The following is a 26,302-nucleotide window of genomic DNA, read 5'->3' as shown; positions in this document are numbered from 1 at the left end:
GGCTGGCCGTCCGCAATAGCTGTCACAGTGGGGCTGCTGCGAGAAAGCGCCCGGGAGCGGTCACCAGGGGAAGGTCGAGCGTCGTGCGGATTCCGGGCAGCGCAGCCACGACCGCGGGGATGGCGTTCACGATGCGGCCGGCCGCGGCGACGATGGCGGGGTGTCCGTCGACGATCCCGCGGATCTCGAATCGGAGGGCGGCCAGACCGCCCGCGGGGATGTGCCCCGCGGCGATCTCGAACGCCTCAGGCGCGGGAATCCGCTCGTAGTCTTCGGTGATCTTCTCGATTTCGACGTCGAGTCCGGCGGCCAGCTGCCGGATGGCGGGTCCCCACGCGAGACTCAGGACGCCGGGCTGGAGCAGCATCGGGACCTCGTCGAGCGGCTTGCCGAAACCCATGACGTCGAACATGACGGTCGCGCCGTCGTAGGTGGCATAGTCGGCGATCTCCGTACAGCGGATCCGCTCGACGATCTGGCAGGTCCCGGCCAGGGTGAACGGCAGCAGGTCATTGGCGAATCCGGGGTCGATACCGGTGATGAAGATGCTCGAGCCGCCTCGGCGCGCCGCCTCTTCGATGGGCGCGATGTATTTGTCGGGCAGGGTCTGCCAGGGGTACTGCAGCAATCCGGGCGCCGTACCGACGATGTCAACGCCGGCGGCGAGGATCCGGCGGCAGTCCTCGAGCGCGTCCCGCAGCCGGGTGTCTCCCATCGCGCAGTACACGACAACTTCAGGTTCGGTGGCGAGCAGGTCGTCGAGGTCACCGACCGCCGTGATGCTGGTGCTGATATCGAGTCCCGCCAGCTCGCCGGCGTCCTTGCCGACCTTGCCGGGCGACGAGACGCACACCCCGGTCAGCTCATACGGAGGGCTGTCGATCAGTCCGGCCAGGGCCAGGCGGCCGACGTTTCCGGTGCCGACGTGAGCGACGCGTATGGGCATGAAATCTCCTGGTGTATAGCAGGTTTGGATCTGACCCAATGGACTGTCCAGACGTCTGACCAGCTTTCTGGACACTAGTCTGGATATGGGTCCAGTCGGTATGTTAGCGTGGCCGGCATGGGACGTGTAGACGGCAAAGTTGCACTCATCAGTGGCGGTGCACGCGGGATGGGCGCCGCCCATACCGAATTACTGGTTACCGAGGGGGCTCAGGTCGTCATCGGCGACATCCTCGACGATGAGGGCAAGGCGCTGGCCGAGTCACTCGGTGACGCAGCACGTTTCGTCCACCTCGATGTGTCCGAGGCCGCCGACTGGGAGACCGCCGTCAACACCGCGGTGAGCGAGTTCGGGAAGCTGAACGTCCTGGTGAACAATGCCGGGATCGTCAACGGCGGACCCCTGCAGAAATTCGATATCGGCAAGTGGCGTCAGATCATCGATATCAATCTGACCGGTACCTTCCTGGGCATCCGGGCCGCCGTCGAGCCGATGATCGCCGCGGGGAGTGGTTCGATCATCAATGTCTCCTCGATCGAGGGACTGCGCGGAGCGCCCTGGGCGCACGGCTATGTGGCATCGAAATGGGGCGTGCGCGGGTTGGCCAAGTCCGCCGCGCTCGAGCTCGCACCGCACAACATTCGCGTGAACTCGTTGCACCCGGGGCTGATTCGCACGCCGATGACGGCGGGCATTCCCGATGATCTGGTCACCATCCCGCTGGGCCGGCCCGCGCAGTCGTCCGAGGTCGCCACCTTCGTGCTCTTCCTGGCCAGCGACGAATCGTCGTATGCGACGGGTTCGGAGTTCGTCGTGGACGGCGGTCTGGTGGCGGCGGTTCCGCACAAGACTTCCTGACCCGGCTCCGAGTGCGAAGAAGCGAACCCGATTTCACGACGATGCCGGAAGGCTGGTGACGATGTCCGAGATAGTGCGTGGTGTCATCGCACGCGAGATGGGCAGCCCCGTCGAGCTGGCTCAGATCACCATTCCTGACCCGGGACCCCACGATGTTGTCGTGCGGGTGCTGGCGTGCGGGGTGTGCCACACCGACCTGACCTATCGGGAAGGCGGGATCAACGACCAGTACCCGTTCCTGCTCGGGCACGAGGCGGCGGGCATCGGCCTCGATCAGGTCGAGAAGGCGTTCGCCACCATGAAGTCCGGACTGGTGCTGCGATCGGTGGTCGTGCTGTGACGCAGCTGTTCACCAGGACCGATGAATTGTTCGCATTCGCCGAACAGGTTCCGGGGTTCATGCCCCCGGATGAGGGTCGCGCGCTCTACACGGCCGCGCGAACGCACGCCGGCGCGGGCACGATCCTCGAAATAGGCACCTACTGCGGCAAATCCGCGATCTATCTGGGTGCGGCTGCCCGGGAGACCGGTGCGATGGTCTTCACCGTGGACCACCACAGCGGTTCCGAAGAGCATCAGCCCGGCTGGGAATACCACGACGCTTCGCTGGTGGACCCGGAAACGGGCGCCTTCGACACCGTGACCGCCTTCCGGCGCAGCATCGTCCGGGCCGGGCTGACCGACATCGTGATCGGCATCATCAGCTCCTCGGCGTCCGCATCCCGGATCTGGGGCATCCCGCTGAGCATGTTGTTCATCGACGGCGGCCACTCCGAGGAAGCGGCACAGCGCGACTACGACGGCTGGGCTCACCGAGTCGCGCCGGGCGGGATCCTGGCCATCCACGACGTCTTCCCCGACCCCGCCGACGGTGGCCGCCCTCCGTACCACATCTACCGGCGCGCCCTGGACTCCGGAATGTTCCACGAGCTTTCGGTCACTGGTTCACTGCGCATCTTGCAGCGCACATAGATTCACGGCCGATGGTTCCGGACCCGACGAGTCATTGCGTGATCGGCACCCGGGGGGCTCGGGCCCATGCACGGACCGCGGGCGGAACGTAAAACCATTGCTGCTCATCGCCCAGCTCGGCCTGCGCGGTGGCAATGACCGCGTGGGAGACCCCATGCGCCACTAGGCTGTCGTGGACCTGATCCCAGGTCAGGCTCCACATGCGCGCCATCGGCGAACCGCCGCGAAACATCGGGATCTGCGCCTCGGCGTGGACGTCGACGAGCCCGAGCGCCTCCAGCTCCGTGGGCAGGTTCCGAGCCCAGGACTGGTTCGCGCCCGCGGCCTCGGTCGAGCGTGCGAAGGCTCGCCAGACCTCCCCGAATGCGCCCGGCATCTCATCGAGAACGCCGAGCCCGTCGCCTTCTTCGAGCACGAGGAACCCGCCTGGCGCCAGCGCCCGGGCCAGCCGCTCCAACACGAGGTGTCGTCGGGCGATGTGCAACAGCACGAATCGCGTGTGAACGAAATCGAATGCGCCTTCGGGCAGTTCGTCGGCGACGAGGTCCAGCTGTGCAACTTCGCCGCCGCGGTCGGGCAGATCCATCAGGTGGCGTGGATCGGCGTCCACCGCGAGCACCCGACCACCCGGCAACGCGGCACCGCACAGCCATCGCGCGAACGACCCACCGCCGGCACCGGCCTCCAGGCACCGCCATCCCGCGCCCACACCCAGTCGCTGCGCGAGCGCGATGCTGTCCGGGTCGTAGGCTTCGCCCAGCAACGCAAGGCGCTCACCGGCGAAATCCCACTCGTTGGGCAGTGTGTAGTACGGATCCCCTGGCGCAGATGTCGGCGACGACCCAGTCATACCGAGACCCTATGCCGAGAGATCGGGGTTGAAGTTGGGATCACGGCTGTGTCGCCGCCCGGAAAGACGCGCGCAGAACCGACAGCGTTGGTGGGTTCGCCGCCTGGTGCGGCATCGCCATCCAATACCGCAGTCGGGGCCGGCAAGTCGGGCGCATTGCGTCGATGCTGGTCACGTACGGCGTGGTGTCGTTCGCTGTCTTATGTCCGGCGTCATTATGCCGTGGTGACCTCGAGTGAGCCGACGTCGTCGGAAGCGCCGAAAGCATCGGGAGTCCAGCGGCCGCCGCGGACCGCGGCCGGTAGAGTGCGCGGCTGGGCCAACAAGGACTTGTGGACCGCAGTTGCGGCCATCGCCACCGCTTCGGCGGCCGTCGGGGCGCTGGTGTTCACGGGTTTGAATTTGCGTGAGACGCGGCACCAGTACGGCCTATCCCAGCAAGTGGAAGTCACCGATCGTTTCGGTAAGTCCGTCGAGCATCTCGGTTCCGACCAGCAGACTGTCCGAGTAGGCGGAGTTTACGCACTGGAGCGCATTGCGCGAGATTCCGCGGCCGACTCGCAAACGGTGGTCGAAGTACTCAGCGCGTTTCTGCGGGCGCGAGAATTGACCAATTGCCCGGATGTCGAGCTGCCGGTAGACACTTCCCCGGTTGCGGAACCGGCACCGGCCGACCTGTGGGCCGCCGCGGCCGCCATCAGTCACACGTACACACTGTTCCAGGACCACCAGCTCGATCTCCGGAAGACCTGCCTGGTCATGATCGATCTGTCCGGCAAGCGTTTCAGCCATACGGTCTTCATGCGTGCGTGGTTGACATGGTCCAAGCTCTGCGCTGCCAAACTGGATGGCACCAACTTGCAGGGCGCGCGAGTGGATTTTGCAAACCTGCAGGGTGCAGATCTTTCCGGCGCCAACCTCGAGTTTGCGAACCTGTCCCACTCGAGGTTGGACGGTGTGAACTTATCGGCGCTGGACGGCAGAGGTGCGAGCTTGGCGCATACAGATCTGCACGCGACGTCGTTTCGGGGCGCGAACCTGTCGCGCGCCAACTTCTTTATGGCGGACCTCAGTTACGCTCATCTGGAAGGAGCCAACCTTGCGGATGCTGATCTCCACCAACTCCTGAGCACCGACCATCTGACCTACGACGACAAGACGGTGTGGCCCGAGGGGTACAAACCCCCGCCCAGCGACTCCGCGCCCAATTTCCAGTACAGCCAACAGTGCTGATTCCGTAGGGGTCGAGGACCCTGTCACAAGCCGTGGTGACTGCTTGTGGTCGGATCACCAGTGGTTGCGTCCGCGCTATTACAGTGCGCTGACCGGCCGCAGCAGGATCGGCCGGTTCGGCGCAGAGGTTTTCGGCTTCGTAGCGTTTGCCGCACAGGTCGACAAGGACCTCAGTTCGTGAGCTGCCACCCTTCTAGTCGGCGCTGACGTCGCGGAAGATGCCGTTGGCCGGGCTGGTTCGGGTGAGGGCATCGGCGGCGAGGATGACGGCACCCGCCGTCCAGGTCGTTCTCTCCTCGGGCCAGCGTTTGCCGTCGGTGAAGACCAGGCCTGTCCAATAGGAGCCGTCGGGATCGCGCAGATGTTGCATATCGCTGAACAGTGTTGCCGCGGTAGAGGTGTCGCCGATGGCCTCGAGGGCCAGGACCAGTTCGCAGGTTTCGGCGCCGGTGACCCAGGGGGCGTCGGAGACGCAGCGGATGCCCAGGTCGGGGACGACGAAATCGTTCCAGTGGCGGACGATGCGGGCGTGGGCGGTCGGGCCTCGGAGCGCGCCGCCGAGGATCGGGTAGTACCAGTCCATGGAGTAGCGGCTCTTGTCGAGGAAGGCCTCGGGGTGATCGCGCAAGGCGTCACCCAGTCGGGTGCGCGCGTGTTGCCACCTCGGCTGGGGATCCCCGATCCGCTCGGCGAGGGTGATCGCGCAGCCGAGGCTGTGGAAGATGCTCGCGCAGCCGGTCAGCAACGCCTCGCCCGAGGTGCCGGAATCTGTGGCGGACCAATGGATCTCGCCGTGCTCGCCCAGTTGCAGGGTGAGCACGAAGTTGATGGCGGCGCGCACGGTGGGCCACAGTTCGGCGGCGAAGCCGGCGTCCTCGGTGCTGGTGAGGTAGTGCAGGACTCCGGTTGCCAGGTAGGCGCAGAAGTTGGTGTCGGCGTCGTAGTTCTCGATGACGCCCCGGCGGAACTGCATGGGCCAGGAGCCGTCGTCGCGCTGGTTCTTGGCCGACCAGATGTAGGCGTCGCGGGCTTCGGCCCGGTGTCCCGCGACCGTCAGTGCCATGGCCGACTCGATGTGGTCCCAGGGGTCGGTGTGGCCGCCGGTGAACCAGGGGATCGCACCATCGGATTCCTGTGTGGCCGCGATGGATTCAGCGGTTCGCTCGATATCGCGGCGGGTCAGGACTCCGGGGACGACCGGAAGGTCGGCGCCGGTCACCGACCACCGACCGGCTTCGCGAAGTACAGGACTACCGACTTTCCCACCAGCGGGTTGAGCAGCCGTTCGATCACGCGTGTCAGGGGCGGCGCGGAGAACATGTCCCACACCAGCATTCGGTGATATGCCCGCACCAGCGGATGCTGGTCCCTGGAGACGCCGACCGCGCATTTGAGCCACCAGAAGGGGGAGTGCAGCGCGTGCGTGAACTCCTGATGGATGTAGCGGACACCCTTGGCGGTGATCTTGTTTCGTAGCTCGTCGGCGCGGTAGATGCGGACGTGGCCGCCTTCGTTGGCGTGGTATTCGTCCGACAGCGCCCAGCAGATGCGTTCGGGCAGCCAGCGGGGAACGGTGACAGCCAGTACCCCGCCGGGCCTGAGCACGCGGACCAGCTCGGCGATGGCCTGCGTGTCGTGGAGGACGTGCTCGAGGATCTCCGATGCGATGACGACGTCGAATTCGCCTGCACCGTAGGGCAGGTCGAGGGCATCGCCGCGGACGGTCTCGGCTTTGGCGTAGTCGGGCGCTTCCCCGGCCTCAGCTATGGCCTGGAACATGACGTCCACGTCGGCGAGGTCGGCGGCGTTCTGATCGAAGGCGACGACGTCGGCGCCGCGCCGGTAGGCCTCGAAGGAGTGCCGGCCCGCGCCGCAGCCGACGTCGATGACACGGGCCCCGGGCCCGATGCCCAGCAGTTCGAAGTCGACGGTCAGCATCTGGTCTCCTGCGTGTGTTCGCGAATGGGGTGGATCACGGCCGGGCAGCGGCCGCGGTGGGGGAGGGGCGGCCGTGTCGCTCGATGGCCTGCTGGTAGACGGCCGCCGTTCGGGCGCCGACAGCGGGCCAGCTGAAGGTCTCGAGCGCGCGGGCGCGGCCGGCGATGCTCATGCGGCGCATCCGCTGCCGGTCGTGGAGCAGGTCGCCGAGGACGTGTACGAGGTCTTCCACGTTGCCTGGTTCGACCAGTTCCGCGCAGTCGCCGACGACCTCGGGCAGCGCGCCGGCGCGGCTGGCCACCAGTGGTGTTCCGCTGGCCATCGCCTCCACGGCGGGGAGTGAGAAGCCTTCGTACATCGACGGTATGCAGGCGATCTCCGCGGAGGCGAGCAGTCCGGCGAGCAGTTCGTCGCTCAACCCGCTGACCGCCGTGACGATGTCGGCCAGCCCGAGTTCGGCGATGAGCTTCTCGGTCGGACCATTGGGTTCGAGCTTGGCGACGAGCCGCACTTCGACATCGTGGGTGAGCCGCAGTCGCGCAACAGCTTTCAGTAGGTGTGCGATGCCCTTGAGCGGCTTGTCGGCGCTGGCGACCGCGACGATCCGGCCGCGGATCCGCGGCGCGTCGCGGGGGCGGAACAGCGTAGTATCCACACCCAGCGGCACGGTGTGGAGTTGATCCGGCGAGACACCGAAGTCGTCGACGATGTCCGCGGCCGATGCCGATGACACGGTGATCAGCTTTGGAATTCGCCGGGCCACCCGTTGCTGCATGTCTAGGAATCCGTACCAGCGGTGTACGAACGGCTTGCGACGCCACGGTGCGGCGGCCAGATCCACGGCGCGGTCGCGGGTGATCGGGTGGTGGATCGTCGCGACGACGGGCAGCTGCCGGGCGATGTCGAGCAGGCCGTAGCCGAGGCACTGATTGTCGTGGACGACATCGAAATCGTTCGTGCGCGAGCGCAACAGCTTGGCGACACGCATGCTGAACGTCCGCGGTTCAGGGAACCCGGCGGTCCACATGGTGGCGACTTCGAGCAGATCGATGCCGTCACGGATCTCACGAGGGTGCGGAGTGCGGAAGGGGTCGTCGTCGCGATAGAGGTCCAGACTCGGCACCGCCGTGAGACGTACCCGCGGATCGAGGTTTTCCGGATAGGGCTGGCCGGAGAACACTTCGACCTCGTGGCCGAGCTCCGCCAGCCCCTGACTCAGATATCGGACGTAGACCCCTTGGCCCCCGCAATGGGCTTTGCTGCGATAGGACAGTAGTGCTATACGCATCGGGTCGCTCCGAATAGGTCGCGGACATCGCGCGCGGCCACCGCAGTGTGGTCGGCTTCGGTCATGGTCTTGCCTCTCTGCCCCTTCACGGGGTGGCTGCTATGAGCTCGACGCGCGGACGAGTTCCGCGCACTTCTCGCCGATCATGAGCGACGGCGCGGCCGATGACACCTGCGGAGACGATCACTTCCATTGCGGCACAGATCATTCGGCGTGAACCATCGGCTTCTGCGATCTCGAGGCCGGTCGCCCGGTTCTTCTCGATGACGACCCGGACCACGTGCACACGCGTGAGAACCTGCAGTCCCGGGTTCGGCCTGTCCGCAAGGTATGCGCGGGAAGAGCTGTAGCGCAAGCCGTTCCGGACACCGGCGCCCGAGTCCGCCAGTCGACTCGCGATGACCGCGCCCGCGCTGCCTGCGCCGATGACGACGTAGTCGGCTTCACTCATGATTTCGGTTGCCTACCTTGCTCTTCTGACCGTGCTGTGTGCTACTCGTATCGGACGCGCCAGTGCTTGATGCCGTTGATCCACCCGTTGCGCAGGCGCTCCGGTTCGGCCACCTGCGACAGGTCCGGCATGGCGTCGGCGATGGCGTTGAACATCAGATCGATCTCCAAACGGGCGAGGTTCGCGCCGACGCAGTAGTGCGCACCGGTGCCGCCGAACCCGAGATGCGGATTGGGGTCGCGCAGGACGTCGAAGGTGAACGGTTCCTCGAAGGCGTCCTCATCGAAATTTGCTGAGCTGTAGAACAATCCGACCCGCTGACCCTTGCGGATCAGCTGTCCGCCGAGTTCGGTGTCCTCGGTCGCGGTGCGCTGGAACGCGGTCACCGGGCTCGCCCACCGCACGATCTCGTCGGGGGCGGTGCGGGGACGCTGCTGCTTGTACAGCTCCCATTGGTCCGGATGGTCGACGAACGCCTTCATCCCGTGCGTGATCGCGTTGCGAGTGGTCTCGTTGCCGGCCACCGCCAGCAGGATCACGAAGAAGCCGAATTCGTCTGAGCCCAAGGCATCCTCGTCGACTCCAGCGTGCACGAGCTGGCTGACGATGTCGTCGAGCGGGTTGGCGCGACGCTGCTCGGCCAGGTTCCACGAGTAGCCCAGGATCTCCACCGAGGCGTTGGTCGAGGCATTGGTGGTGGTGGCGTCACCGTATTCCGGGTCGTCGTAGTTGAGCATTTGGTTGGACCAGTCGAAGAGCTTGCGGCGGTCCTCCTGAGGGACGCCGATCAGTTCGGCGATCGCCTGCAACGGCAGTTCGCACGCCACCTGCTCGACGAAGTCTCCGCTGCCTTCCCGCTTGGCGGCGTGCACGATGGCCGCGGCTCGCTCGGCCAGGGCGTCGCGCAGGCTTTCCACCGCTCGCGGGGTGAAACCCTTCGAGACGATGCGGCGCAGTTTGGTGTGCTTGGGTGGATCCATGTTCAGCAGCAGGGCGCTGGTGAGCTCGATCTGGTCGATCGTGATCTGACCGGGCAACCGGATGACGGCGCCCTTCTGCTGGGCGGAGAACAGCTCGTGCTTGCGCGAGATCTCCTTGATGTCTCCATGTTTGGTGACAACCCAGTAGCCGCCGTCGCGGAATCCGCCCGATGTCTCATCGGATTGGGCATTCCACCATACCGGTGCGGTGCGGCGGAGCTCGGCGAATTCCTCGACCGGGTTTCTGGATCCCCACAGCGCGGGGTCGGTGAAGTCGAATCCTGCGGGAATGGACGGCGCTGGCACAGCTTCCTCCTGAAAGTCCGGCAACCTTGGGACCGTGGATGTGGGGACTAGCGCTGACGACGGCGGTAGCGGACACGGCAGGGCTGCTGCAGCTGCACCACCATCTTGGAGTGGTCGTTGTGGTAGGAATCCGACGGCTGTGCCAGCTCGAATTCCCAGTCCCGCAACAGAATCGAGAAGATCGCCTTGAGCTGCATGAGCGCGAACGGAGCACCGACGCAACGGTGGCGGCCCGCACCGAAGGGAATCCAGGTCCAGCGGTTGACGATGTCCTCCTGCCGCGGATCGAGATAGCGGCTGGGATCGAAGGCATCCGGATCCGGGAAGTCCTCCGGAATGCGGTTGGAGATGGCGGGAGTGGCCGCGACCATGTCGCCGGGCGCGATCCGATTGCCGCACACGTCGAATTCGCCTCGTGCGATGCGCATCAGAACGATCAGCGGCGGATGCAGGCGCAGCGTTTCCTTGAGTGTCGCCTCCAGATTGGGGATCTGGCGCAGCGCGTTGTGGCTGACCTCGGAGCCGTCGGCATAGAGCTCGTCGAGCTCGGCGACCACGGCGGCCAAAGTCTCGGGGTGGCGCAGCAGTTCGATGATCGTCCAGGCCGCGGTGCCCGAAGTGGTGTGGTGGCCGGCGAACATCATCGAGATGAAGATGCCGGTGATCTCGCTGGCGGAGAACCTCGAGACACCGTTCTCGTCCTTCACCGAGATCAGCACGTCGAGCATGTCGCGGTCGTCTTTGCCAGTGGGCGGATTCGCCTCGCGTTGATCCATGATCGACTGCACCAATTCGACCAGTTCGGCGCGGGCTTCGTCGCGACGTCGGAAGCTCTCGATCGGGGCGTAAGGATCGACGTAGGCCAACGCGTCGGTGCCCTGCTCGAGCTCGTGGTAGAGGTGCGCGAAGCGCCCATCGAGCTGGTTGCGGAACTTCACGCCGATCAGGCAGGCCGAGGAGGTGTAGATCGTCAGCTCGGCGAAGAAGTCGAGCAGATCGATCACGCCTTCGTCGCCCCAACGGGCGAGCATCTGGTCGACCTCGCTCGCGATGGTCGCCGCGTGGCCGCGCATGTGGTCGGCGCGCAGTGCCTGGTTGTGCAGCATCTCCTTACGGCGTTCCGGGGGTGCGTCGAAGACCACGCCCTCGCCGAAGATCGGCTTCATGAACGGGTAGGCGGCGCCCTGGTCGAGATCCTCGTCGCTGGCACGGAAGAAGAACTCGTTGGCCTCGGGACCCGACAGCAGGATCACATCACGCCCGGCGAGCTCGAAGGAGCCGACATCGCCGCACTCGGCGCGAACGCGGCGCATCAGCGCGATCGGATCGGTGCGGAACTCTTTCAGGTGCCCGTGTTCGTCCTGGCCCCCGGACACACGCTGCGGCTTGACGAGCGTCATTGGAAATCCTTCCCGGAATATCTGTCCAGACACGTGATGGACATGTGTCCGGACAGTACTACGGACTGCAGCGTGCTACAAGACTCGTGTTCGCAGACATTGGATTTCGATGGGCGCGCAGGCGGAGACGGCTCTGTGCGCAGAGTCGATGACGACACCGGTCTCCATTGGGGCCCGGCGTGTCAATTCCGAGGTGAGGCCGGCCTCAGGTCCGGGGGAGAGGGTCGGCCAGGACGCGCCGGACGCAGTTTTCGAGCAGGTCGGCGACCTCCGAATAGGACAGCAGTCCCATGCCGCCCTGCAGCATCGCGCCGGAGTACAGCAGCTCGAGCATGGCCAGTCGTTCGGGGTCGCTCGAGCCCAGGGCTGCGCTGAGCCGTCCGCGGATCTCCATCCCGATGCGCACCCGCAGGTGTTTGACGTCGGGGTCGTCGCCGAGCAGGGCGGTGCTGACCGCGCCCGCCAGCGCGGGCTCACCCGCGACGAGCATCGAGACCTGGCGAAGCACCGCCGCCACCCGGGTCGCCGGATCCGAATCATCGATCGGCTCCGGCGGATTGGCGACCAGGCGGCGCCAGTACACCTCGGAGATCAGATGCTCCTTGGATGAGAAGTAGGTGTACGCCGTCGCCGTGCCGACACCTGCGGCCGCGGCGACCAGCCGTATCGTGGTGCCGGAATAGCCTTCGCGGGCCAGCACGTCGACGGCGGCCGCGGTCAGGCGTTCGACGGTGTCGGCCTGCTTCTCAGTCAGGCGCCGGCGTGTCGCCTCGACACCGGTAGACGCGAGTTCGGACATATGTCTGGATACTACTACAGATCCGTGTACCGCAGGCCTGATCACGTATCCGACGTCTGTGTGCGCAGCCGCTGTGGCGGCCCAGAACATTCGGACCCACCCTGGGTATCGAACGAGATCCATAGCGTAGACATGCAGTTCCAGACAATATTGGCTGCCTGTCCGGAGATCGCGCACTCGAATCGCTTTCAACCCGTTCAGGTGTGACGCCGTGATCACACGCCCGAGTACAAGGCCAGGCGCTCGCGGGAGATGCAACGTTCATCACGCAGATGCCGAAGGAACTCGCTGAAGGTGGGTGGACGCAATGTGTCCGACCACCGCGGATCGGAAGTCGGATACATTAGAGGCCCTGATGCGCCGCTGAACAAGCTGCGTCCCGGTGCTCGCATTCACGCGGCAACCGACGATGGGCAATGAACTCGGAGAGCCGACGTGAATGCGCGGCTCCGATGGTCCTGCTATCCCGGTCCACCGTATCCTCCTCGGGTTGAAGTCAGCGCCGCCCCCCATCAAGGCCCATCCGATAATAAATGACAGCATCGTCCAAATGCTGAAAAGGGACGACAAATTCTGTAGTTGCCAAGCATCGACCTCCAAGATGAATCGCGGTAGCAGTCGTTGTGAATGCGGACAGCTCGCAGCCAAGGGAATAATCACTTTGCGTCTCGCCATTCGCACCTCACGGGTCGTTGGCGATCAAAAGACTTCGTACACGCTCTTCCATGAGCCGGCGAGCACGCAAGGCCGACCACCGATCTTTTATTGACCGAAAGAAATTCCGATTTGTTCATTTCATGACCGACCTATAACGGGCAAAATGGATGCTATGGGGCTATATTTCCGCAGTTGAACCCACGGCCTGGCGTCGAATGCGATACAAGATCGGCGGTTCAATATTGTTACTATGAGACAGCTGCATCTGGGCTGGCGGTGCGCCAGCGAATGGGACAGATCTGCATTAGCGTCCTGTTGGCCGCGATGGGGTCCTGAAAGGAAGAAAGATCATCACGGCTGAGCAGCGACGCCGCCAATTCAGAGAATGACGCACTGCGTGAGATCGCCAAGGGAAACTCTGAGCACAGCGGCGACCGTCTCTTCGCCGAACTCGAGAAGGCCTGCACTTGGGAACGCTTACGGTCCTCAGCGGTCACTCAGCGGCGTGGTCAAGTGGGTTCCGTCGAACGGGTTCTGGCAACTCGCGCTGTAGTGGAGTTGTCGCGCCGCGGCAGGGATGGGTGTCACACAAGTCCAGGCGCCGAATGTCCGCGTGTTGGTAGTCCCGGCACTCGTGCTCGCAGGCAGGTCGCGATATCTCTTGATCACCGCGAAGGCCTCATCGCAAGTGATACTGCCTGAAACAACAGTGACGACGAGGCCGCCCGCAGTCTCGGTGCAGTTCGTGCCCGGGGCGACGGGTTGAGATCCATTGCGCGGCGATGGAATTGGTCCTACGGCCGGCGCGGTCGACTGCGTCGAAGGGGGAGTTGCTGTCCGAACAACGGAGATGGGAGATGCGGAATCCGTGGCCGTTGTGGTTTCGGGCGTCGAACAAGCTGTGACGAGGAGGGCAGCGATCGCGACCGTCGCTGTCGTCGTAATGCGTCCGATGCCGCCGTGCTCGATCGAAACACCGCTCCGGACACGGAGGACGCGCTTCCTGTTCACGCGTCCGTCCGATGTGGCTGTCATCGCATTGTTGGTCAAGACGCATCCTTCGAACTGTCGAAAGCAGATGTATCGAAGTGAGCAGCAGGCAGACGCTGACCGAATGCTACGGCAGTGTCACGAGTTTCGGCCTCTTCGGCCCGTCAGTGTCGATCAGGCGGGCGGTGACCTCACCCAGAGCGCCGACTTTGACCTTGATCAGCTGACGGGCGTGCGCGGCGAACGCCGGGAAGGGTCCGCCGACGTCGTTCGTCACTCGGCGGCCGATCAGGCGGAACGGGCGCCTCGCTGGAATCGCGACGAACGCTGTTGTGGTGCCGCGCAGCACAACAGCGGCGGGACTGCTCCGAGTCAGACTCACGAGGCACTCCATCAGAAGCTGTTCGCGCTCGTCGCCGGACAACGTCGTCGTCCGACCGGCAGGGGCCGACGAGAGAAAAAGGACAACTCCGCTGAACTCCACGTCTATCCCTTTGGCGGATACCAGGGTTGCGAGGTGCTCGGGCACTTCCGGTGAAGTCATCAATCCGTCCCAAATCTGCTCACATGCTTCTTGGAATTCTCGTGAGGCTCACTCGCGCGGCTGCCGCCGGCTTCACAGGCGCCCGCGGAGTCTCGAAGCACTCGATCGGTACAGCGGCACGACATGGCGGCCCAGCAGTCGCCGATAGATGATAGGCACAGCATGTGGCAACTGTCTCGCAATTTGACATGATCTGGATCCTCTTAATCTCACGGAACACACACTGCTGTTCAGGCCGTGTCGGATGCGGAGCTACCGAACGGCGGCACGACCTCCCCTCGACACTGAGGCGAGATCGATTCGACGGCAAAGTGTTCGCTAACAGGGCCGTTGCGGTGTCGCAGGACGTCTGGCGGTGCCGTTCAGGGCGACTGAAACCCGAACGGGTACCTATTCAGATTTAGTGCAACCCTCTCCGGTAAATGCAGGACGCGAGACGTCGTGAGAGCTAGAGTGACCCGCTAGGCTGTGCGATGGCGCTACGGCCGGCGGCGGTGGTATGGGTTCGGCACGACCTCGGCGAAAGTCGGTGCGGTGGACCCAGTGACCAGATCGGCGGGGGAGATGCGCATCTGCGACAGCAGCAGCCGCACGGCCGCGACCGCCTCCTCCGAGGCCATGGTGCCGTCGGCCGTCCTCATCGGGCCAGCCTGTCCAGGACGGGCCTGAACATCTCGGCGATCGCCAACGGCGTGCAGATAGCCAGTCAGTTGCGGGATGGGTTGGCGAGCAACAGGACCCGATCGCCGAGGAACAGATTCACTCGCCGGCGCCAACGATATGGAAGCCGCACGAAGCCAGTCCGGACAACCATGAGAGCATCCGGCACAGCGTCGACAATGGGCTCGGTCACCAGGACCGCGCCGTCGACTCGCAGGCTCAAGCGATCGCCTGCGGACCAGGCCAGGGCCGCGGAGCGTACGTAGACGAGATCTGCTGGCAGTGGACGTTCGGGGCACGTATGCCAGACTTCGTTGCAGGTCAGAGCCATTCGTCATGGTCATCCTCCGCGTGTGCGAGCGCACTCGAACACGCATTTCTCGGATGTGTCACCCATACCACGGTTGTGTGCGCGAGGCGGGACTTGAACCCGTGCGGAGCAGGCGGGAAGTCGACGCCCAGGCGTGATTGCTTCCCGTCGAGCTCAATATTGGTCCATTGGGCCTTCGGAATGCGCCACGCTGGCAGGCACGCTGTGAATGGGACTCAGGCCTGGAGTTTGGCCAGGAAGGGCATGCAGAGTTTGCTGGCGGTGATCCGAAACTCCGGATCACCGCCCATCGGGCTGGCGCCCTCAGCCGGCAAGGGGACCGAATGATGTCACCAACTGCGTCAACGTGTCAGTGCGTCGCCGTGGTTCTCGCGCCGCGGCGGCGCGAGAACCACACCAGGCCGGTCCAGGACACGACGACACAGATCACCACGAGCACCCGCACCTCGGTCAGCGCACTACGCGGGTAGAGCACGCCGGTGATGTAGTGGTCGATGAATCCGCTCGGCGGCAGACCCGCCTCGCCCGCCCGATGCCGTGCCCAGTTCTCCAGATTCGTCAGCGGACAATCGACCGAGAACAGCACGGTACCGAAACCCCAGCCGAAGGCCAGCAGATGGAGCCAGATCGTGCGCGGCCACCGCCAGGCCAGGAATCCGCCCACCACCACGTAGGCCACGAATGCGAAATGCACGACCGCGGTCGCATCGGCCAGCAGCCGGTACACCATGACCCCAGGATAGGTGGCCTCAGCCCAGGTACTCCGACTCCAGGACAAGATCTTTGAGCAGCGACTGGTACTCGACGTGGGTGTCGTGCTCAACGGTGCGCCAGGACTTGCCCTCGGACTCACGCATGTACCGCAGGTAGTCCGGTGCGCCCGGGATACGCACGTTGTCGGCGACCGCGAGACTGCCCGGATGCAGCCAGCCGGCGTCGAGAATCGTCTCCAGATCCGGCAGATACGCCTTCTTGTCGTGATCGAGGAAGACGAAATCGAGTACGCCGGTTCCGAAGCCGTGCTCGTCCACCAGACGCTTCACGGTCACGCCACCGTCGCCGATGGTGCCCACCACCACCGTCACCTGCTCCGCGAGCCCCGCGTGAGCGATCAGCGTCCGGGCGATCCCCGCATTGTCGACACTGAACTCCACCGACACCAGCCGTGCGCCCGGCGCGAGCGCCCGCCCGATCCGAATCGCGCTGTACCCGCAATACCCACCCAGTTCGAGGGCCAGCACGGGTGCGGCCCGACTCACCGCAGCGTCCAGGATCAGCCCCTTCTCATCGCCGACGTTCACCAGCACACTGCGCGTGCGCGCGAACCGGTCGTACGCGGCGAGCACGCTGAGCGGCTCGCCGGCGGTGGAATTGGCCAGCACATACTCCCGAGCCGCCTCCTCCCGACCGTCACCGACCTGACCCGTGCGCGCGAAAGTCGGCCCACCCACAGCGAATCGAATCACCGACCAACGCAGGAACGGCAACCGATCCCTCAGTGTCGCAACCACAGACTTAGCGGTCATGAGATCACCCGTCCTGGTAGGGGAGTGCATCGGCTATGACCCCACCGATCGGCGCGGGGTAAGGGACCCCGCGAACTGAGCGGCGGGAAACTGTCCGGGAAGGAAGCCCTCGTCTAATACTGGCGACCCTCGAGCATCGACTCACACAGAATCCGGTAGATCACACATGGGAACATGGAAATATGCGCATCTAAACATGAATCCTCGCCTGCAACAAAAGGTCCGGAAAGAACCCCCTCACCTTCTAAAAAAACAGCCAGGAGGAGAGGGGTCGCCGGTGGGGGATTGGTTACCAGTTGGAGGGTTCGTAGTCCTTGAGGAAGCAGCCGTACAGGTCGTCGCCTGCTTCGCCGCGGACGATCGGGTCGTACACGCGGGCGGCGCCGTCTACGAGGTCGAGGGGGGCGTGGAAGCCTTCCTCGGCGAGGCGGATCTTGGTGTAGTGCGGGCGTTCGTCGGTGATCCAGCCGGTGTCGACGGCGGTCATGAGGATCTTGTCGGACTCGAACATCTCGCGGGCGCTGGTGCGGGTCAGCATGTTCAGCGCGGCCTTGGCCATATTGGTGTGCGGGTGGCCGGCGCCCTTGTAGCCGCGGGCGAACACGCCTTCCATGGCGGAGACGTTGACGACGTACTTGCGGCGGGCGGGCGCGGCGGCCATGGCCGGGCGCAGGCGCGAGATGAGGATGAACGGTGCGACCGAGTTGCACAGCTGTACTTCGAGCAGTTCGGTGGCCTCGACCTCGCCGACGTTCTGCACCCAGCTGTTGGTGTGCGCGAGGTCGGGGACCAGGCCGCCGGCGTCGATGGCGACGCCCTGCGAGATGCGTTCGGGGGTGGCCGATCCCGCGACGAGGGCGAGGTCGGTGATGTCGGCGGCGGTCAGGTTCGGGGTGAGGGATGCGGTGAGCGCGGTGGGGTGCGCCTGCATGGTCTTGCCGAAGCTGATCACGTCGGGCAGCTGGCCGGCGGGCAGTGGTCCGGTCTCGGCTTCGACGAGGGCGCTGTAGGCGCCGACGGAGCGGCGGACGGTCTGGGCGGCGTTGTTGATGAGGATGTCGAGGGGGCCTTGTGCGGCAACGTCATCGGCGAGGGCGACGACCTGGGCTGGGTCGCGTAGGTCGATGCCGATGATGCGGAGCCGGTGCAGCCAGTCGGCGCTGTCGGGCTGGGCGGCGAAGCGGCGGATGGCGTCGTTGGGGAAGCGAGTGGTGATGGTGGTGTGGGCGCCGTCGCGGAGCAGCCGCAGCGCGATGTACATGCCGATCTTGGCGCGGCCGCCGGTGAGCAGGGCGCGTTTGCCGGTGAGGTCGGTGCCGGCGTCGCGTTTGGCGTGGCTCTTGGCGGCGCAGTCGGGGCAGAGCTGGTGGTAGAAGGCGTCCACGCGCGTATAGCGCTGTTTGCATATGTAACAGGGGCGCGGCCGGAGTAGGGTGCCGGCGCTGCCGTCGCTGGTGGCCGAGCTGATCGGGATGCCGGCGGTTTCGTCGTCGATGCGGTTGGGTGAGCCGGTGGCGGTGGCGGCCACGACTTCCTTGTCGGCGGCGGAGATGGCGTCGCGGGTGGCGATGCGCTTGTTGCGCTTGAAGGTCTTGAACATGGCTCCGACGGCGCGCTGCACGGTGACGGAGTCGGGGTGGTCTTTGTCGAGTTGCCCGGCTTGGTCGAGGACGCGCAGGCAGGTGGCCAGTTCGTCGGGGTCGATGGCCGGGGCGTCGGTCGGTGTGGTCTGCTCGGCCATCGGAGCTGCGGTGATCCTTCGTGTGCGGGGCGGTTGACCGAGTCATTCTCCCAGAGCGCCGGATGTGCGGGACGCCCGGCCGTGGTGGGGGCCGGGCGTCGGGGGTGGTGCGGGGTTCAGTGGGTGGCGGTGCCGAGGGGTTGGAGTTGGTCGCCGTACTGGTCGTGTCCGAGTGCGCGGGCGTGTGCGGCGAGCTCGGTGAGAAGGGGTGCGGGGATGCGGTCGCGCTGGTGGATGAGGGTCTGCCACACCGTGTCCGGGGTGTCGGTGGTGAGGGCGGCGTCGATGAGGGGCAGGGCCTGTGACCAGAGGTCGTGGTCGGCGGCGGTGGTGATGATGGCGGTGAGGATGGTTTCGTCGTGGACGCTGGGGCGTTGGGCGAACAGGCGCAGGCTGTCGGGGCTCATGGCGCTGGTGATGGGGAGCAGGGTGGCCCAGGCGTCGAGTCGGGCGACGGCGGTGATGAGGGCGTCGAGGACGTCGTCGCCGAGGGCGGCGGTGATGTCGCCGATCCAGGCGCGGTTGTGGGGTGCGATGTTGTCGAGCAGGTCGATGCCTTCGGCCCACATGTCTTGTTCGTGGGCGGCGCGGATGACGCCGGGGACGCGGTCGGCGACGATGTGCAGGACGCGGTCGATGGCGGTTTTGTCTTCGAGGAGGAAGCCGATGCGCAGTAGGTCGGGGTCGCTCATGACGGGGGCGGCGGCGCGCAGGGCGGGTTCGGGGACGACGTGGACGAAGCGTCCCATGGTGATGTGGTCGCCGCGGGAGAGTAGTTCGCGTGCAACGTCGGTGACCATTGTGGCGGGGACGGCGGCGATGATGGCGGCGGTGCGGCGGGGGTCGAGCAGGACGGCGGTTTCGGCGAGGAAGTCCGCGGTGAGGTTCTTGGCGATGTCGACGGCGCGTTGGGGTTCGACGGCGCCGGCGACGGCCGCGCACAGGACGGGTCCGAAGGCGCGTTCGGCGATTTTGGAGCTGATGGCGACGGGGACGATTTTGCTGGCGGCGGCGATGGCCTTCATGCGTTTGGCGTCGCGGTCGAAGAGCAGGTCGGTGACGCGTTCGCGGTATTGGCGGAGTGCGGCCGGGGGGAGGTCGACGAGGAAGTCGAGTTCGGTGGGGTCGGAGATGCCGAGTACGCGTGCGAGTTTGGTGGTTTCGGCGACGGCGGCGAGGTGTTCGCTCATAGACCCAGTGCTTTCTTGACGGCGGGGCGCATGAGGCGCGGGACGAAGTCGAGGGAGGAGCCGATGGCGGCGTCGAGGGTGGCGCGGCGTCGGGTCTTGGCGGCTTCGAGGAGGCGGTGGAGTTCGGTGAGGTCGGTGTCCGGGAGCTGGTGGAAGGCTTCGGGCAGCGGGGCCTGCAGGGTGTCGCCGAGGTGGCGGGCTGGGTCTGACATCGGTGTCTCTCCGGTTGTGCGTACTGCCGGTACGGCAATCGATACTGGCAGTACGTTCTGTTCTGGATCAAGTGGGATGACCGCCACATCTGTTCGTACCGGTGGTACGGGTATGCTGCGCGGGTGGTTCGTAGCAACGCCGGGGGGATTCGGATGGTGTCGCGTGAGGAGATCGTGGACGCCGCGATCCGGGTGATCGATCGGGCCGGTCCGCGCCCGAGCATGGATGACATCGCTCGCGAGGCCCAGATCACCAAGCCGCGGTTGTATCGGCAGTTCGCGGACAAGGGGGATTTGTTCACCGAGATCGCGGCGCGGATGTCGCGGCGGGCGTTCGCGGCGGCGGGCACGGATATGACGTTGATGCTGCATCCGCCGCGGCAGGCGTTGCGGCGGGTGTTCACCGAGTACGCGCAGGGAATTCTGGAGCATCCCAACGTTTTCCGGTATCTGGGTCAGGCGCCGGTGGTGCAGCAGGCGGGGGCGGGTGTGTTGCAGTTGGATCTGGGGCGGGAGGCGGCGCTGCGGTTGGAGCGGGTGTCGCGTTCGGTGGCCGAGGCGGTGCCGCTGGACACGGTGGGGCTGGATTACCTGTCACGGGCGGTGACGGGCGCGTTGGTGTCGATCACCGATCTGTGGTTGTCGGATTCGGATACGCCGAGCGCGGAGCAGACCGCGGAGTTCGTGGAGCAGGCGGCCGAGCTGGTGTGGGGTTTGATCGACAGTTTTCTGCGGCGCCAAGGTGTTGTCGCGGATCCCGACGTGCCGATCTTCTCGACGTTCGCCGAGGTGAATCAGTCCCGTTCGGCCGATAATTGACAGTTGTTGACACAACGCCAATAGCCGTGCACGCTGAGGGGCGAGGCGCTTCTGCGCACCACTGAGGCAAGCGAAGGACTCTGCGATGGCACGCCCCGCATGGAGCGACGACGAGGTCGAGGCGGTACGGACGCTGGCGACCACCTTCTTCGAGAAGGAGGTGATTCCGCACACCGACAAATTCATCGAGCAGGGCCACCCCGACCGCGCCCTCTACAACCGGGCCGGCGAACTGGGCCTGCTGTGCGCGGCCATCCCCACCGAATACGGCGGTGGCGGCGGCACTTTCGCCCACGAGGCCGCCATCATCGAGGCCCAGGCCCACGCCGGGGACGGCTCCCTGGGCATGTCGGTGCACTCCTCGATCATCGCGCCCTACGTGCACGAGTTCGGGTCCGAGGACCTCAAGCAGCGGGTGCTGCCCAAGGCGGCCAGCGGTGAGATGGTGCTCTCGATCGGCATGACCGAACCGGGCACCGGCTCGGATCTGCAGAACATCAAGACCCGCGCGGTGCGCGAGGGCGACGAATACGTCATCACCGGCTCGAAGATCTTCATCTCCAACGGCTGGCTGTGCGACGGCATCATCATCGCCTGCAAGACCGACCCCACCCAGGGCGCGTCCGGGGTCTCGCTGATCTTCGCCGAGGTTTCCGACGACACCCCCGGCTTCAAGCGCGGCCGGATCCTGTCCAAGATCGGCGGCAAGGCCCAGGACACCGCCGAGCTGTTCTTCGACGGCCTGCGCGTGCCCGCGTCGAACCTGCTCGGTGAGGCCGAGGGCCGCGGCTTCTATCAGATGATGCAGATGCTGGCCCAGGAACGGCTGGTGACCGCCATCCTCGCGGTCGCCATGACCGAGAAGGCGGTCCAGCTGACTGTCGACTACACCAAGGGCCGCGAAGCGTTCGGCAAGCCGCTGTTCGCCATGCAGAACACCCGCTTCGAGCTGGCCGAGTGCGCGACCATCGCCAAGGTCGGGCGCGTATTCCTCGACGACTGCATCAGCAAGCACCTGCGCGGGGAGCTCGATATCCCCACCGCCGCCATGTCCAAATACTGGTTGACCGATCAACTCGGTAATGTGGTGGATCGCTGCCTGCAGTTCTTCGGCGGCTACGGATACATGACCGAATACCCGATCTCGCAGCTGTACACCGGCGCTCGGGTCCTGCGAATCCTCGCAGGAGCCAACGAGGTGATGAAGGATCTCATTGCCCGCTCACTCTGACACCCCCGCGCCGCCACGGCCCGGCGGTAACGCTGACACCCCCGCGCCCGCGCGGCCCGGCGGTGGTAACGACACCGGCGCGACGGTCGACGACGCGGCGGACGCTCCGTCGCGCCGTCGCCGGCTCGAACCCGACGAACGTCGCGCGCAGATCCTGTCCTGCGCGATCGACATGTTCGGCGAGCGCCCGTACGCGGCGGTGTCCACCGCGGAGCTGGCCCAGCGGGCCGGGGTGGCGCGCGGGCTGATCAACCACTACTTCGGCAACAAGCGCGACCTGTACCTGGCGGTGGTGCGCCGCATGGTGACCCTGCCGCGCCCGGAGAAGATGAGCGTGCCCGCCGGCCCGCTGCGCGATCGCGTCGACGCCAGCGTGTCCTGGCTGCTCGACACCATCGGCGAGCACGGCAGCACCTGGGTCAAGGTCACCGGTCACGAAGGTGTCGGCGACGACCCGGAGGTGCAGCGCATCCTCGACGAGGCCGACTACGCCGCCGCCGACCGCATGGTCGCGATGATGGGCCTGGCCGACTCGTTGCATTCGGCCGAATTGCGGGCCCTGGTGCGCTGTTACGGCGGTCTGGTCAAGGCCGCCGGGCGCGAATGGATCGTGCGCGGCAGCCTGACCCGCGAACAGGTGCACCACCTGCTCGCGGACGCGCTGACCACGCTGGTCGCCGAAACCTTCGCCAAGGTCGACGCCAACAGCTGACCGGTCACACGGTGGCGACTTCCTCGACCTGCCAGGTCATTCCCGTGGTGGCCAGGTAGGTGAGGAAGCTCGCTGCGTCGAAGGCCTGTGCCGGGGCGAGGGTTCCCGCCGGTGCGCCCTCGGCCACCAGCCGGCGCGCGGCCTCCACCGCGATCACCGCGGTCGAGGCGTAGGCGTCCACGCCTCCGGCCCAGCCGCGCACGCGGGCGCCGTTCACGTCGGTGGCCTCGGCGAGCATGCACCAGCGCGATGCGGCGCGCTCGGCCGCGTCGGGAGCCTCCGGAAGGGTCTCGGCGACTTCGGCATTCAACGCCGCGAACAACACCCCGACTTCGGTGCGCATGACCCCGCGCACCACCGGCACGTCCAGGTGACGGGGGATCGTGTACACCCCTGGCAGCGCCAAGGCGCTCACGTCCACCGGTGTGGTCTCGCCCGGCTCGTGCACGGTGGTGTCGGGTTCGTGCACCGATACCCATGCGCGGTCGCGGTATTCGATCTGTTCGTCGACCATGATCGCGGCCATCGAGCGGGCCGTGCCACGCGAGGCCGCCCCGGGCCGGCGCAGGTCGGCGATCACGATCTGCGCGGGCGGTGCGTCGAGGCGGGCCGCGGTCAGCGCGGCGATGAGGTCGCCGGGCACGCCGTCGTCGGTGACGGCCGGGATCACCGCTATCCCGGCCGCTTTCGCGGGCTCGTCGTAGGTGGTCAGAATGTGCTGCAGGTAGGCGGGTTCGCCGGTGGTGTCGAGGTAGTGGCGGCCCGCGGCGATCGCGGCCCGCACCACCGGTTCACCCCAGCGGGTGAAGGGTCCGGCCGTGTTGATCACCGCGTCGGTGTCGGCGAACACGGCCGCGAGCGCATCGATGTCATCGAGACGCGCCACACGGATCTGCGGGTCGGGGATCGCCGCGCGGGCGGCCACCGCGCGCAGCCGGGTCTCGTCGCGCCCGACCAGCACCGGGGTGAAGCCGCGGCGAACGAGTTCGGTGACGACGAGGGAACCGGTGAAACCGCTCGCGCCGTGCACTGCAATACGCATGGGGGACAACTCCGTCGAATCGAGGGGGATGAGCCGCGTATCGGCTCGCAACCCACGCTAAGCAGCCACATTCGGACGATCCATGCTCAAAAGTCCGATTCAGATGTCCGATCGTCCGGGTGCGTGTGCATCGCCGGTACCGTGGGAGTCGTGGACATTCTCAGCGACGCCGTCGCCGCGATGCGCCTGGGCACACCGCATTCCAACCGCACCGTTCGCCGCGGCCGCTGGCACACCCACTTCCCGGCCGCCGGCAACAGCGCCGGCTTCCATGTCGTGCTGCAAGGTTCGTGCTGGTTACTGCCCGACGACGGCGACCCGATCCACCTGCAGGTCGGCGACGTGGCGTTCCTGCCGCGCAGCCGCGGCCACGCGATTGCCGACAGTCCCGGTGGTGAGCATCGGTCCGGTGTCGCCGATTCCGGCGCCCAGACCGTATTGCTGTGTGGCGCTTACGCTCTCGACGATTCGCGCGCCCACCCCGCACTGGCGGAGTTGCCCGATGTGGTCCATCTGCCCGCCCGCGTCGGGCAGCACAGTCCGTTGCGGGCCGCGATCGACCTGCTCGGCCACGAACTCGACACCGACGACCGATCCGGGGCGATCGCGCCGCTGCTGGAAGTGCTGCTGCTGTTCATGGTGCGCGCCTGGCACCAGGCTCATGCCGCCGACACCGGATGGGTTGCCGCTCTGCGTGATCCGGTCGTGCACGCCGCCCTGCAAGCCATCCACGCCGAACCGGGCGTGCCGTGGACGGTGCAATCGCTAGCCGCGCGCGCGACGGTGTCACGCTCGGTGTTCGCACAACGGTTCACCGCCACCCTGGGCATCGGGCCCCTGACCTACCTGACGTGGTGGCGCATGACGTGCGCGGCGAAACTGCTGCGCGAGACCGACCTGCTGGTGCGGGTCGTCGCGGAAAGGTCCGGATACACCTCGGAATACGCGTTCGCCAAAGCGTTCAAACGCGAATACGGGGTAGCGCCGGGACGATTCCGCACCCACCGACGCCCCGCAGCCGCTTAGACGCCGGCCGGGAATGCGGGCCGGTTGCGCGCTGTTGGTGGCCGATATGGCATTCGACGGCTTGGGAACATTCGGTGTGTGGCAGCCCCATCCGCAGTTCACCCCGCACTCGGCGCGGGAACTCGAAGAATTGGGCTTCGGCACGATCTGGCTCGGCGGCTCGCCACCGGTGGACTGGGACGGCTACGAACAGTTGCTGGCCGCCACCGAATCGCTGGTGGTCGCCACCAGCATCGTGAACGTGTGGGCCAGTGCCCCCGAAGCCGCCGCCGACACCTACTTGCGGCTCGACGACAAATTCCCCGGCCGCTTCCTGCTCGGTATCGGCGCCGGGCACCGCGAGCAGACCACCGACTACACCAAACCCTATGACGCCCTGGTCGACTACCTTGACGTGCTCGACGCCCGCGGCGTCCCCCGCCACGGCCGCGCCCTGGCCGCGCTGGGTCCGCGCGTGGCGCGCCTGGCCCGCGACCGCACCGCCGGCGCCCTGCCGTATCTGACGGTGCCCGAGCACACCGCGCAACTGCGCGAGATCCTCGGCCCCGACGCGCTGGTCGCCGTCGAACACAAAGTCGTTCTCGACACCGACGCCGAACGGGCGCGCGCCCGCGGCCGGGAGCGGGCGGGCTTCTATCTCGGCCTGACCAACTACGTGAACAATCTGCGCCGCTTCGGTTTCGACGACACCGACCTGACCGCGCCCGGCGGGGACCGCTACATCGACGCGGTCGTCGCGCACGGCAGCGCGGCGCAGATCATCGACCGCCTCGCCGAGCATCGACGCGCCGGCGCCGACCACGTCGCCCTGCAAGTCCTCGACGACGACGCCCTCGCCACCCTGCGCACCCTGGCCCCGCTGCTGAGCGAACACCTGAAATGAGGAATCCGGGCGGCAGGGGAGTTCTCCTGCCGCCCGGAATCGACTGCTCTCAGTCGTGATCGAGGGCATCGACGGTTTTCGACACCCGCGAAGCCCGCGTTTTCGGTGTTTTCGTGCGCAGCACCTCCAACACGATCGCGTACTGCCGCGTCCGGTCCAACGCCTCATAGGCCGCCAGCGCGCGCGGCCGATCCGCCAGTGCGGCAGCCAAATCCGGTGGCAGCGTGAAGTTCGCCTGCGACGGATAGGCCGCCGCCCAACGTCCATCCGCCCGCGCCGCAGCCACCTGCGCCAGCCCCGGCCCCCGCATCCGCCCCGCCTCGGTCAATACGGCCACCTTGTCCACGTTGACCTGCGACCAGAAACTGCCCGGCCGCCGCGGCACATATTTCTGCAGATAGAACTCGGCATCCAGGGCGGTGCGCTGCCCGGAGATCCAGCCCCAGCACAACCCGACATCGACCGCCTCGTCCTCGGTCAGCGACGCGATCCCCGACCCCTTCTTCGCCATCCGAATCCACACCCCGTCGGGCCGCTCATGATTGACCGCGAGCCAGGCATCGAAGGCGTCCGCGTCGCGGAAGGTCACCGAATCCATGACCGTCACTGTGACAGCAAGCACCGACACCGACGACGCCATCAGCAGTGGTGTCAGGACAATTTCTTGGTCACGCGTGGCCGTAAGCGCCGGATCGGATGTCGTCGAACATGATGTAC

The 26,302-nt window shown here is 66.2% G+C and carries 26 protein-coding genes and 1 pseudogene; 9 read left to right on the top strand and 18 right to left on the bottom strand.

Annotation, left to right across the window (positions count from 1 at the left end; all coding sequences use genetic code 11):
• Positions 1 to 22 precede the first annotated feature (22 nt).
• Positions 23 to 946, bottom strand: a complete 924-nt coding sequence (locus ACYVKL_RS30060) for an NAD(P)H-dependent amine dehydrogenase family protein (RefSeq protein WP_379166511.1) — start codon at positions 944 to 946, stop codon at positions 23 to 25.
• Between the two features lie 117 nt (positions 947 to 1,063).
• Here ACYVKL_RS30060 and ACYVKL_RS30055 point away from each other — a divergent pair, with 117 nt between their 5' ends.
• From ACYVKL_RS30055 to ACYVKL_RS30045, 3 genes and pseudogenes are all read left to right on the top strand, one after another.
• Entirely contained in the window at positions 1,064 to 1,804 is a 741-nt protein-coding gene (locus ACYVKL_RS30055) for a glucose 1-dehydrogenase (RefSeq protein WP_379166510.1), read from the top strand.
• A 61-nt stretch (positions 1,805 to 1,865) separates the two neighbouring features.
• Positions 1,866 to 2,069 (top strand): annotated as a pseudogene (locus tag ACYVKL_RS30050) (alcohol dehydrogenase catalytic domain-containing protein); the annotation flags it as partial.
• Positions 2,070 to 2,203: 134 nt separating this feature from the next.
• A complete protein-coding gene (locus ACYVKL_RS30045; RefSeq protein WP_379166723.1) occupies positions 2,204 to 2,776 on the top strand; it encodes a class I SAM-dependent methyltransferase in 573 nt (190 codons plus the stop codon).
• A gap of 31 nt (positions 2,777 to 2,807) precedes the next feature.
• Here ACYVKL_RS30045 and ACYVKL_RS30040 read toward each other — a convergent pair whose 3' ends face one another.
• On the bottom strand, positions 2,808 to 3,626 hold the full coding sequence (locus ACYVKL_RS30040; RefSeq protein WP_379166509.1) for a class I SAM-dependent methyltransferase: 819 nt from the start codon (positions 3,624 to 3,626) through the stop codon (positions 2,808 to 2,810).
• 225 nt (positions 3,627 to 3,851) lie between these two features.
• Between ACYVKL_RS30040 and ACYVKL_RS30035 the strand changes: the two genes are divergently transcribed.
• A complete protein-coding gene (locus ACYVKL_RS30035) occupies positions 3,852 to 4,859 on the top strand; it encodes a pentapeptide repeat-containing protein (RefSeq protein ID WP_379166508.1) in 1,008 nt (335 codons plus the stop codon).
• Between the two features lie 193 nt (positions 4,860 to 5,052).
• On the opposite strand, the gene ACYVKL_RS30030 is transcribed toward ACYVKL_RS30035, so the two are convergent.
• The 14 genes from ACYVKL_RS30030 to ACYVKL_RS29965 all read right to left on the bottom strand — a co-directional run bounded on the left by ACYVKL_RS30030 (position 5,053) and on the right by ACYVKL_RS29965 (position 19,872).
• Positions 5,053 to 6,078, bottom strand: a complete 1,026-nt coding sequence (locus tag ACYVKL_RS30030; protein ID WP_379166507.1) for a prenyltransferase/squalene oxidase repeat-containing protein — start codon at positions 6,076 to 6,078, stop codon at positions 5,053 to 5,055.
• The gene (locus tag ACYVKL_RS30025) at positions 6,075 to 6,797 is read right to left on the bottom strand and encodes a class I SAM-dependent methyltransferase (protein WP_379166506.1); all 723 of its coding nucleotides are present in this window, start codon (positions 6,795 to 6,797) and stop codon (positions 6,075 to 6,077) included. Before ACYVKL_RS30025 ends, ACYVKL_RS30030 begins: the two co-directional genes overlap by 4 nt.
• 34 nt (positions 6,798 to 6,831) lie before the next feature.
• Positions 6,832 to 8,085 carry a glycosyltransferase family 4 protein gene (locus ACYVKL_RS30020; RefSeq protein WP_379166505.1) on the bottom strand — a complete coding sequence of 418 codons (1,254 nt, stop codon included), beginning with the start codon at positions 8,083 to 8,085 and terminating at the stop codon, positions 6,832 to 6,834.
• A gap of 85 nt (positions 8,086 to 8,170) precedes the next feature.
• Positions 8,171 to 8,473, bottom strand: a complete 303-nt coding sequence (locus tag ACYVKL_RS30015) for a GMC family oxidoreductase N-terminal domain-containing protein (protein WP_460773497.1) — start codon at positions 8,471 to 8,473, stop codon at positions 8,171 to 8,173.
• A gap of 104 nt (positions 8,474 to 8,577) precedes the next feature.
• Positions 8,578 to 9,822: a cytochrome P450 gene (locus tag ACYVKL_RS30010; RefSeq protein ID WP_379166504.1), complete on the bottom strand. Its 1,245-nt coding sequence runs from the start codon at positions 9,820 to 9,822 to the stop codon at positions 8,578 to 8,580.
• Positions 9,823 to 9,869: 47 nt separating this feature from the next.
• On the bottom strand, positions 9,870 to 11,222 hold the full coding sequence (locus ACYVKL_RS30005) for a cytochrome P450 (RefSeq protein ID WP_379166503.1): 1,353 nt from the start codon (positions 11,220 to 11,222) through the stop codon (positions 9,870 to 9,872).
• Positions 11,223 to 11,427: 205 nt separating this feature from the next.
• On the bottom strand, positions 11,428 to 12,021 hold the full coding sequence (locus tag ACYVKL_RS30000) for a TetR/AcrR family transcriptional regulator (RefSeq protein WP_379166502.1): 594 nt from the start codon (positions 12,019 to 12,021) through the stop codon (positions 11,428 to 11,430).
• A gap of 1,774 nt (positions 12,022 to 13,795) precedes the next feature.
• Positions 13,796 to 14,212 carry a hypothetical protein gene (locus tag ACYVKL_RS29995; RefSeq protein WP_379166501.1) on the bottom strand — a complete coding sequence of 139 codons (417 nt, stop codon included), beginning with the start codon at positions 14,210 to 14,212 and terminating at the stop codon, positions 13,796 to 13,798.
• Between the two features lie 479 nt (positions 14,213 to 14,691).
• Entirely contained in the window at positions 14,692 to 14,853 is a 162-nt protein-coding gene (locus tag ACYVKL_RS29990) for a hypothetical protein (RefSeq protein ID WP_379166500.1), read from the bottom strand.
• Positions 14,854 to 15,552: 699 nt separating this feature from the next.
• Positions 15,553 to 15,933 (bottom strand): DUF2784 domain-containing protein, encoded by a 381-nt coding sequence (locus ACYVKL_RS29985; RefSeq protein ID WP_379166499.1) that lies wholly within the window; start codon positions 15,931 to 15,933, stop codon positions 15,553 to 15,555.
• 19 nt (positions 15,934 to 15,952) lie between these two features.
• On the bottom strand, positions 15,953 to 16,729 hold the full coding sequence (locus ACYVKL_RS29980) for an O-methyltransferase (RefSeq protein WP_379166498.1): 777 nt from the start codon (positions 16,727 to 16,729) through the stop codon (positions 15,953 to 15,955).
• Positions 16,730 to 17,018: 289 nt separating this feature from the next.
• The gene (locus ACYVKL_RS29975) at positions 17,019 to 18,470 is read right to left on the bottom strand and encodes an SDR family NAD(P)-dependent oxidoreductase (protein ID WP_379166497.1); all 1,452 of its coding nucleotides are present in this window, start codon (positions 18,468 to 18,470) and stop codon (positions 17,019 to 17,021) included.
• A gap of 116 nt (positions 18,471 to 18,586) precedes the next feature.
• A complete protein-coding gene (locus ACYVKL_RS29970) occupies positions 18,587 to 19,660 on the bottom strand; it encodes a hypothetical protein (RefSeq protein ID WP_379166496.1) in 1,074 nt (357 codons plus the stop codon).
• Positions 19,657 to 19,872 (bottom strand): hypothetical protein, encoded by a 216-nt coding sequence (locus ACYVKL_RS29965; protein ID WP_213555598.1) that lies wholly within the window; start codon positions 19,870 to 19,872, stop codon positions 19,657 to 19,659. The genes ACYVKL_RS29970 and ACYVKL_RS29965 overlap by 4 nt, the downstream gene beginning before the upstream one ends.
• Positions 19,873 to 19,995: 123 nt before the next feature.
• On the opposite strand from ACYVKL_RS29965, the gene ACYVKL_RS29960 reads away from it, so the two are divergent.
• From ACYVKL_RS29960 to ACYVKL_RS29950, 3 genes are all read left to right on the top strand, one after another.
• A complete protein-coding gene (locus tag ACYVKL_RS29960; protein ID WP_379166495.1) occupies positions 19,996 to 20,691 on the top strand; it encodes a TetR/AcrR family transcriptional regulator in 696 nt (231 codons plus the stop codon).
• Positions 20,692 to 20,776: 85 nt separating this feature from the next.
• Positions 20,777 to 21,922, top strand: coding sequence for an acyl-CoA dehydrogenase family protein (locus tag ACYVKL_RS29955; protein ID WP_379166493.1), 1,146 nt, complete (start codon positions 20,777 to 20,779; stop codon positions 21,920 to 21,922).
• 151 nt (positions 21,923 to 22,073) lie between these two features.
• A complete protein-coding gene (locus ACYVKL_RS29950) occupies positions 22,074 to 22,634 on the top strand; it encodes a TetR/AcrR family transcriptional regulator (protein ID WP_357200421.1) in 561 nt (186 codons plus the stop codon).
• Positions 22,635 to 22,638: 4 nt separating this feature from the next.
• On the opposite strand, the gene ACYVKL_RS29945 is transcribed toward ACYVKL_RS29950, so the two are convergent.
• Positions 22,639 to 23,676, bottom strand: a complete 1,038-nt coding sequence (locus ACYVKL_RS29945; protein WP_379166492.1) for a saccharopine dehydrogenase family protein — start codon at positions 23,674 to 23,676, stop codon at positions 22,639 to 22,641.
• Positions 23,677 to 23,826: 150 nt separating this feature from the next.
• Between ACYVKL_RS29945 and ACYVKL_RS29940 the strand changes: the two genes are divergently transcribed.
• Together ACYVKL_RS29940 and ACYVKL_RS29935 are read left to right on the top strand one after the other, a co-directional pair.
• Positions 23,827 to 24,702, top strand: coding sequence for an AraC family transcriptional regulator (locus ACYVKL_RS29940; protein ID WP_379166491.1), 876 nt, complete (start codon positions 23,827 to 23,829; stop codon positions 24,700 to 24,702).
• 46 nt (positions 24,703 to 24,748) lie between these two features.
• On the top strand, positions 24,749 to 25,585 hold the full coding sequence (locus ACYVKL_RS29935; protein ID WP_379166490.1) for an LLM class F420-dependent oxidoreductase: 837 nt from the start codon (positions 24,749 to 24,751) through the stop codon (positions 25,583 to 25,585).
• A gap of 49 nt (positions 25,586 to 25,634) precedes the next feature.
• Here the strand turns inward: ACYVKL_RS29935 and ACYVKL_RS29930 are convergent, their stop codons facing one another.
• Positions 25,635 to 26,183, bottom strand: coding sequence for a YdeI/OmpD-associated family protein (locus ACYVKL_RS29930; RefSeq protein WP_379166489.1), 549 nt, complete (start codon positions 26,181 to 26,183; stop codon positions 25,635 to 25,637).
• Between the last annotated feature and the right edge of the window lie 119 nt (positions 26,184 to 26,302).

It is taken from the genome of Nocardia tengchongensis (assembly GCF_054781395.1).
This window is presented reverse-complemented; position numbering and strand designations above follow the sequence as displayed.

What these genes read in the sequence shown, in the direction of transcription:
- ACYVKL_RS30060 (WP_379166511.1), bottom strand. Translation starts at nt 946, where the DNA reads ATGCCCATACGCGTCGCTCACGTCGGCACCGGAAACGTCGGCCGCCTG.
- ACYVKL_RS30055 (WP_379166510.1), top strand. Translation starts at nt 1,064, where the DNA reads ATGGGACGTGTAGACGGCAAAGTTGCACTCATCAGTGGCGGTGCACGC.
- ACYVKL_RS30045 (WP_379166723.1), top strand. Translation starts at nt 2,204, where the DNA reads ATGCCCCCGGATGAGGGTCGCGCGCTCTACACGGCCGCGCGAACGCAC.
- ACYVKL_RS30040 (WP_379166509.1), bottom strand. Translation starts at nt 3,626, where the DNA reads ATGACTGGGTCGTCGCCGACATCTGCGCCAGGGGATCCGTACTACACA.
- ACYVKL_RS30025 (WP_379166506.1), bottom strand. Translation starts at nt 6,797, where the DNA reads ATGCTGACCGTCGACTTCGAACTGCTGGGCATCGGGCCCGGGGCCCGT.
- ACYVKL_RS30020 (WP_379166505.1), bottom strand. Translation starts at nt 8,085, where the DNA reads ATGCGTATAGCACTACTGTCCTATCGCAGCAAAGCCCATTGCGGGGGC.
- ACYVKL_RS30005 (WP_379166503.1), bottom strand. Translation starts at nt 11,222, where the DNA reads ATGACGCTCGTCAAGCCGCAGCGTGTGTCCGGGGGCCAGGACGAACAC.
- ACYVKL_RS30000 (WP_379166502.1), bottom strand. Translation starts at nt 12,021, where the DNA reads ATGTCCGAACTCGCGTCTACCGGTGTCGAGGCGACACGCCGGCGCCTG.
- ACYVKL_RS29995 (WP_379166501.1), bottom strand. Translation starts at nt 14,212, where the DNA reads ATGACTTCACCGGAAGTGCCCGAGCACCTCGCAACCCTGGTATCCGCC.
- ACYVKL_RS29990 (WP_379166500.1), bottom strand. Translation starts at nt 14,853, where the DNA reads ATGAGGACGGCCGACGGCACCATGGCCTCGGAGGAGGCGGTCGCGGCC.
- ACYVKL_RS29985 (WP_379166499.1), bottom strand. Translation starts at nt 15,933, where the DNA reads ATGGTGTACCGGCTGCTGGCCGATGCGACCGCGGTCGTGCATTTCGCA.
- ACYVKL_RS29980 (WP_379166498.1), bottom strand. Translation starts at nt 16,729, where the DNA reads ATGACCGCTAAGTCTGTGGTTGCGACACTGAGGGATCGGTTGCCGTTC.
- ACYVKL_RS29975 (WP_379166497.1), bottom strand. Translation starts at nt 18,470, where the DNA reads ATGGCCGAGCAGACCACACCGACCGACGCCCCGGCCATCGACCCCGAC.
- ACYVKL_RS29970 (WP_379166496.1), bottom strand. Translation starts at nt 19,660, where the DNA reads ATGAGCGAACACCTCGCCGCCGTCGCCGAAACCACCAAACTCGCACGC.
- ACYVKL_RS29965 (WP_213555598.1), bottom strand. Translation starts at nt 19,872, where the DNA reads ATGTCAGACCCAGCCCGCCACCTCGGCGACACCCTGCAGGCCCCGCTG.
- ACYVKL_RS29955 (WP_379166493.1), top strand. Translation starts at nt 20,777, where the DNA reads ATGGCACGCCCCGCATGGAGCGACGACGAGGTCGAGGCGGTACGGACG.
- ACYVKL_RS29945 (WP_379166492.1), bottom strand. Translation starts at nt 23,676, where the DNA reads ATGCGTATTGCAGTGCACGGCGCGAGCGGTTTCACCGGTTCCCTCGTC.
- ACYVKL_RS29935 (WP_379166490.1), top strand. Translation starts at nt 24,749, where the DNA reads ATGGCATTCGACGGCTTGGGAACATTCGGTGTGTGGCAGCCCCATCCG.
- ACYVKL_RS29930 (WP_379166489.1), bottom strand. Translation starts at nt 26,183, where the DNA reads ATGGATTCGGTGACCTTCCGCGACGCGGACGCCTTCGATGCCTGGCTC.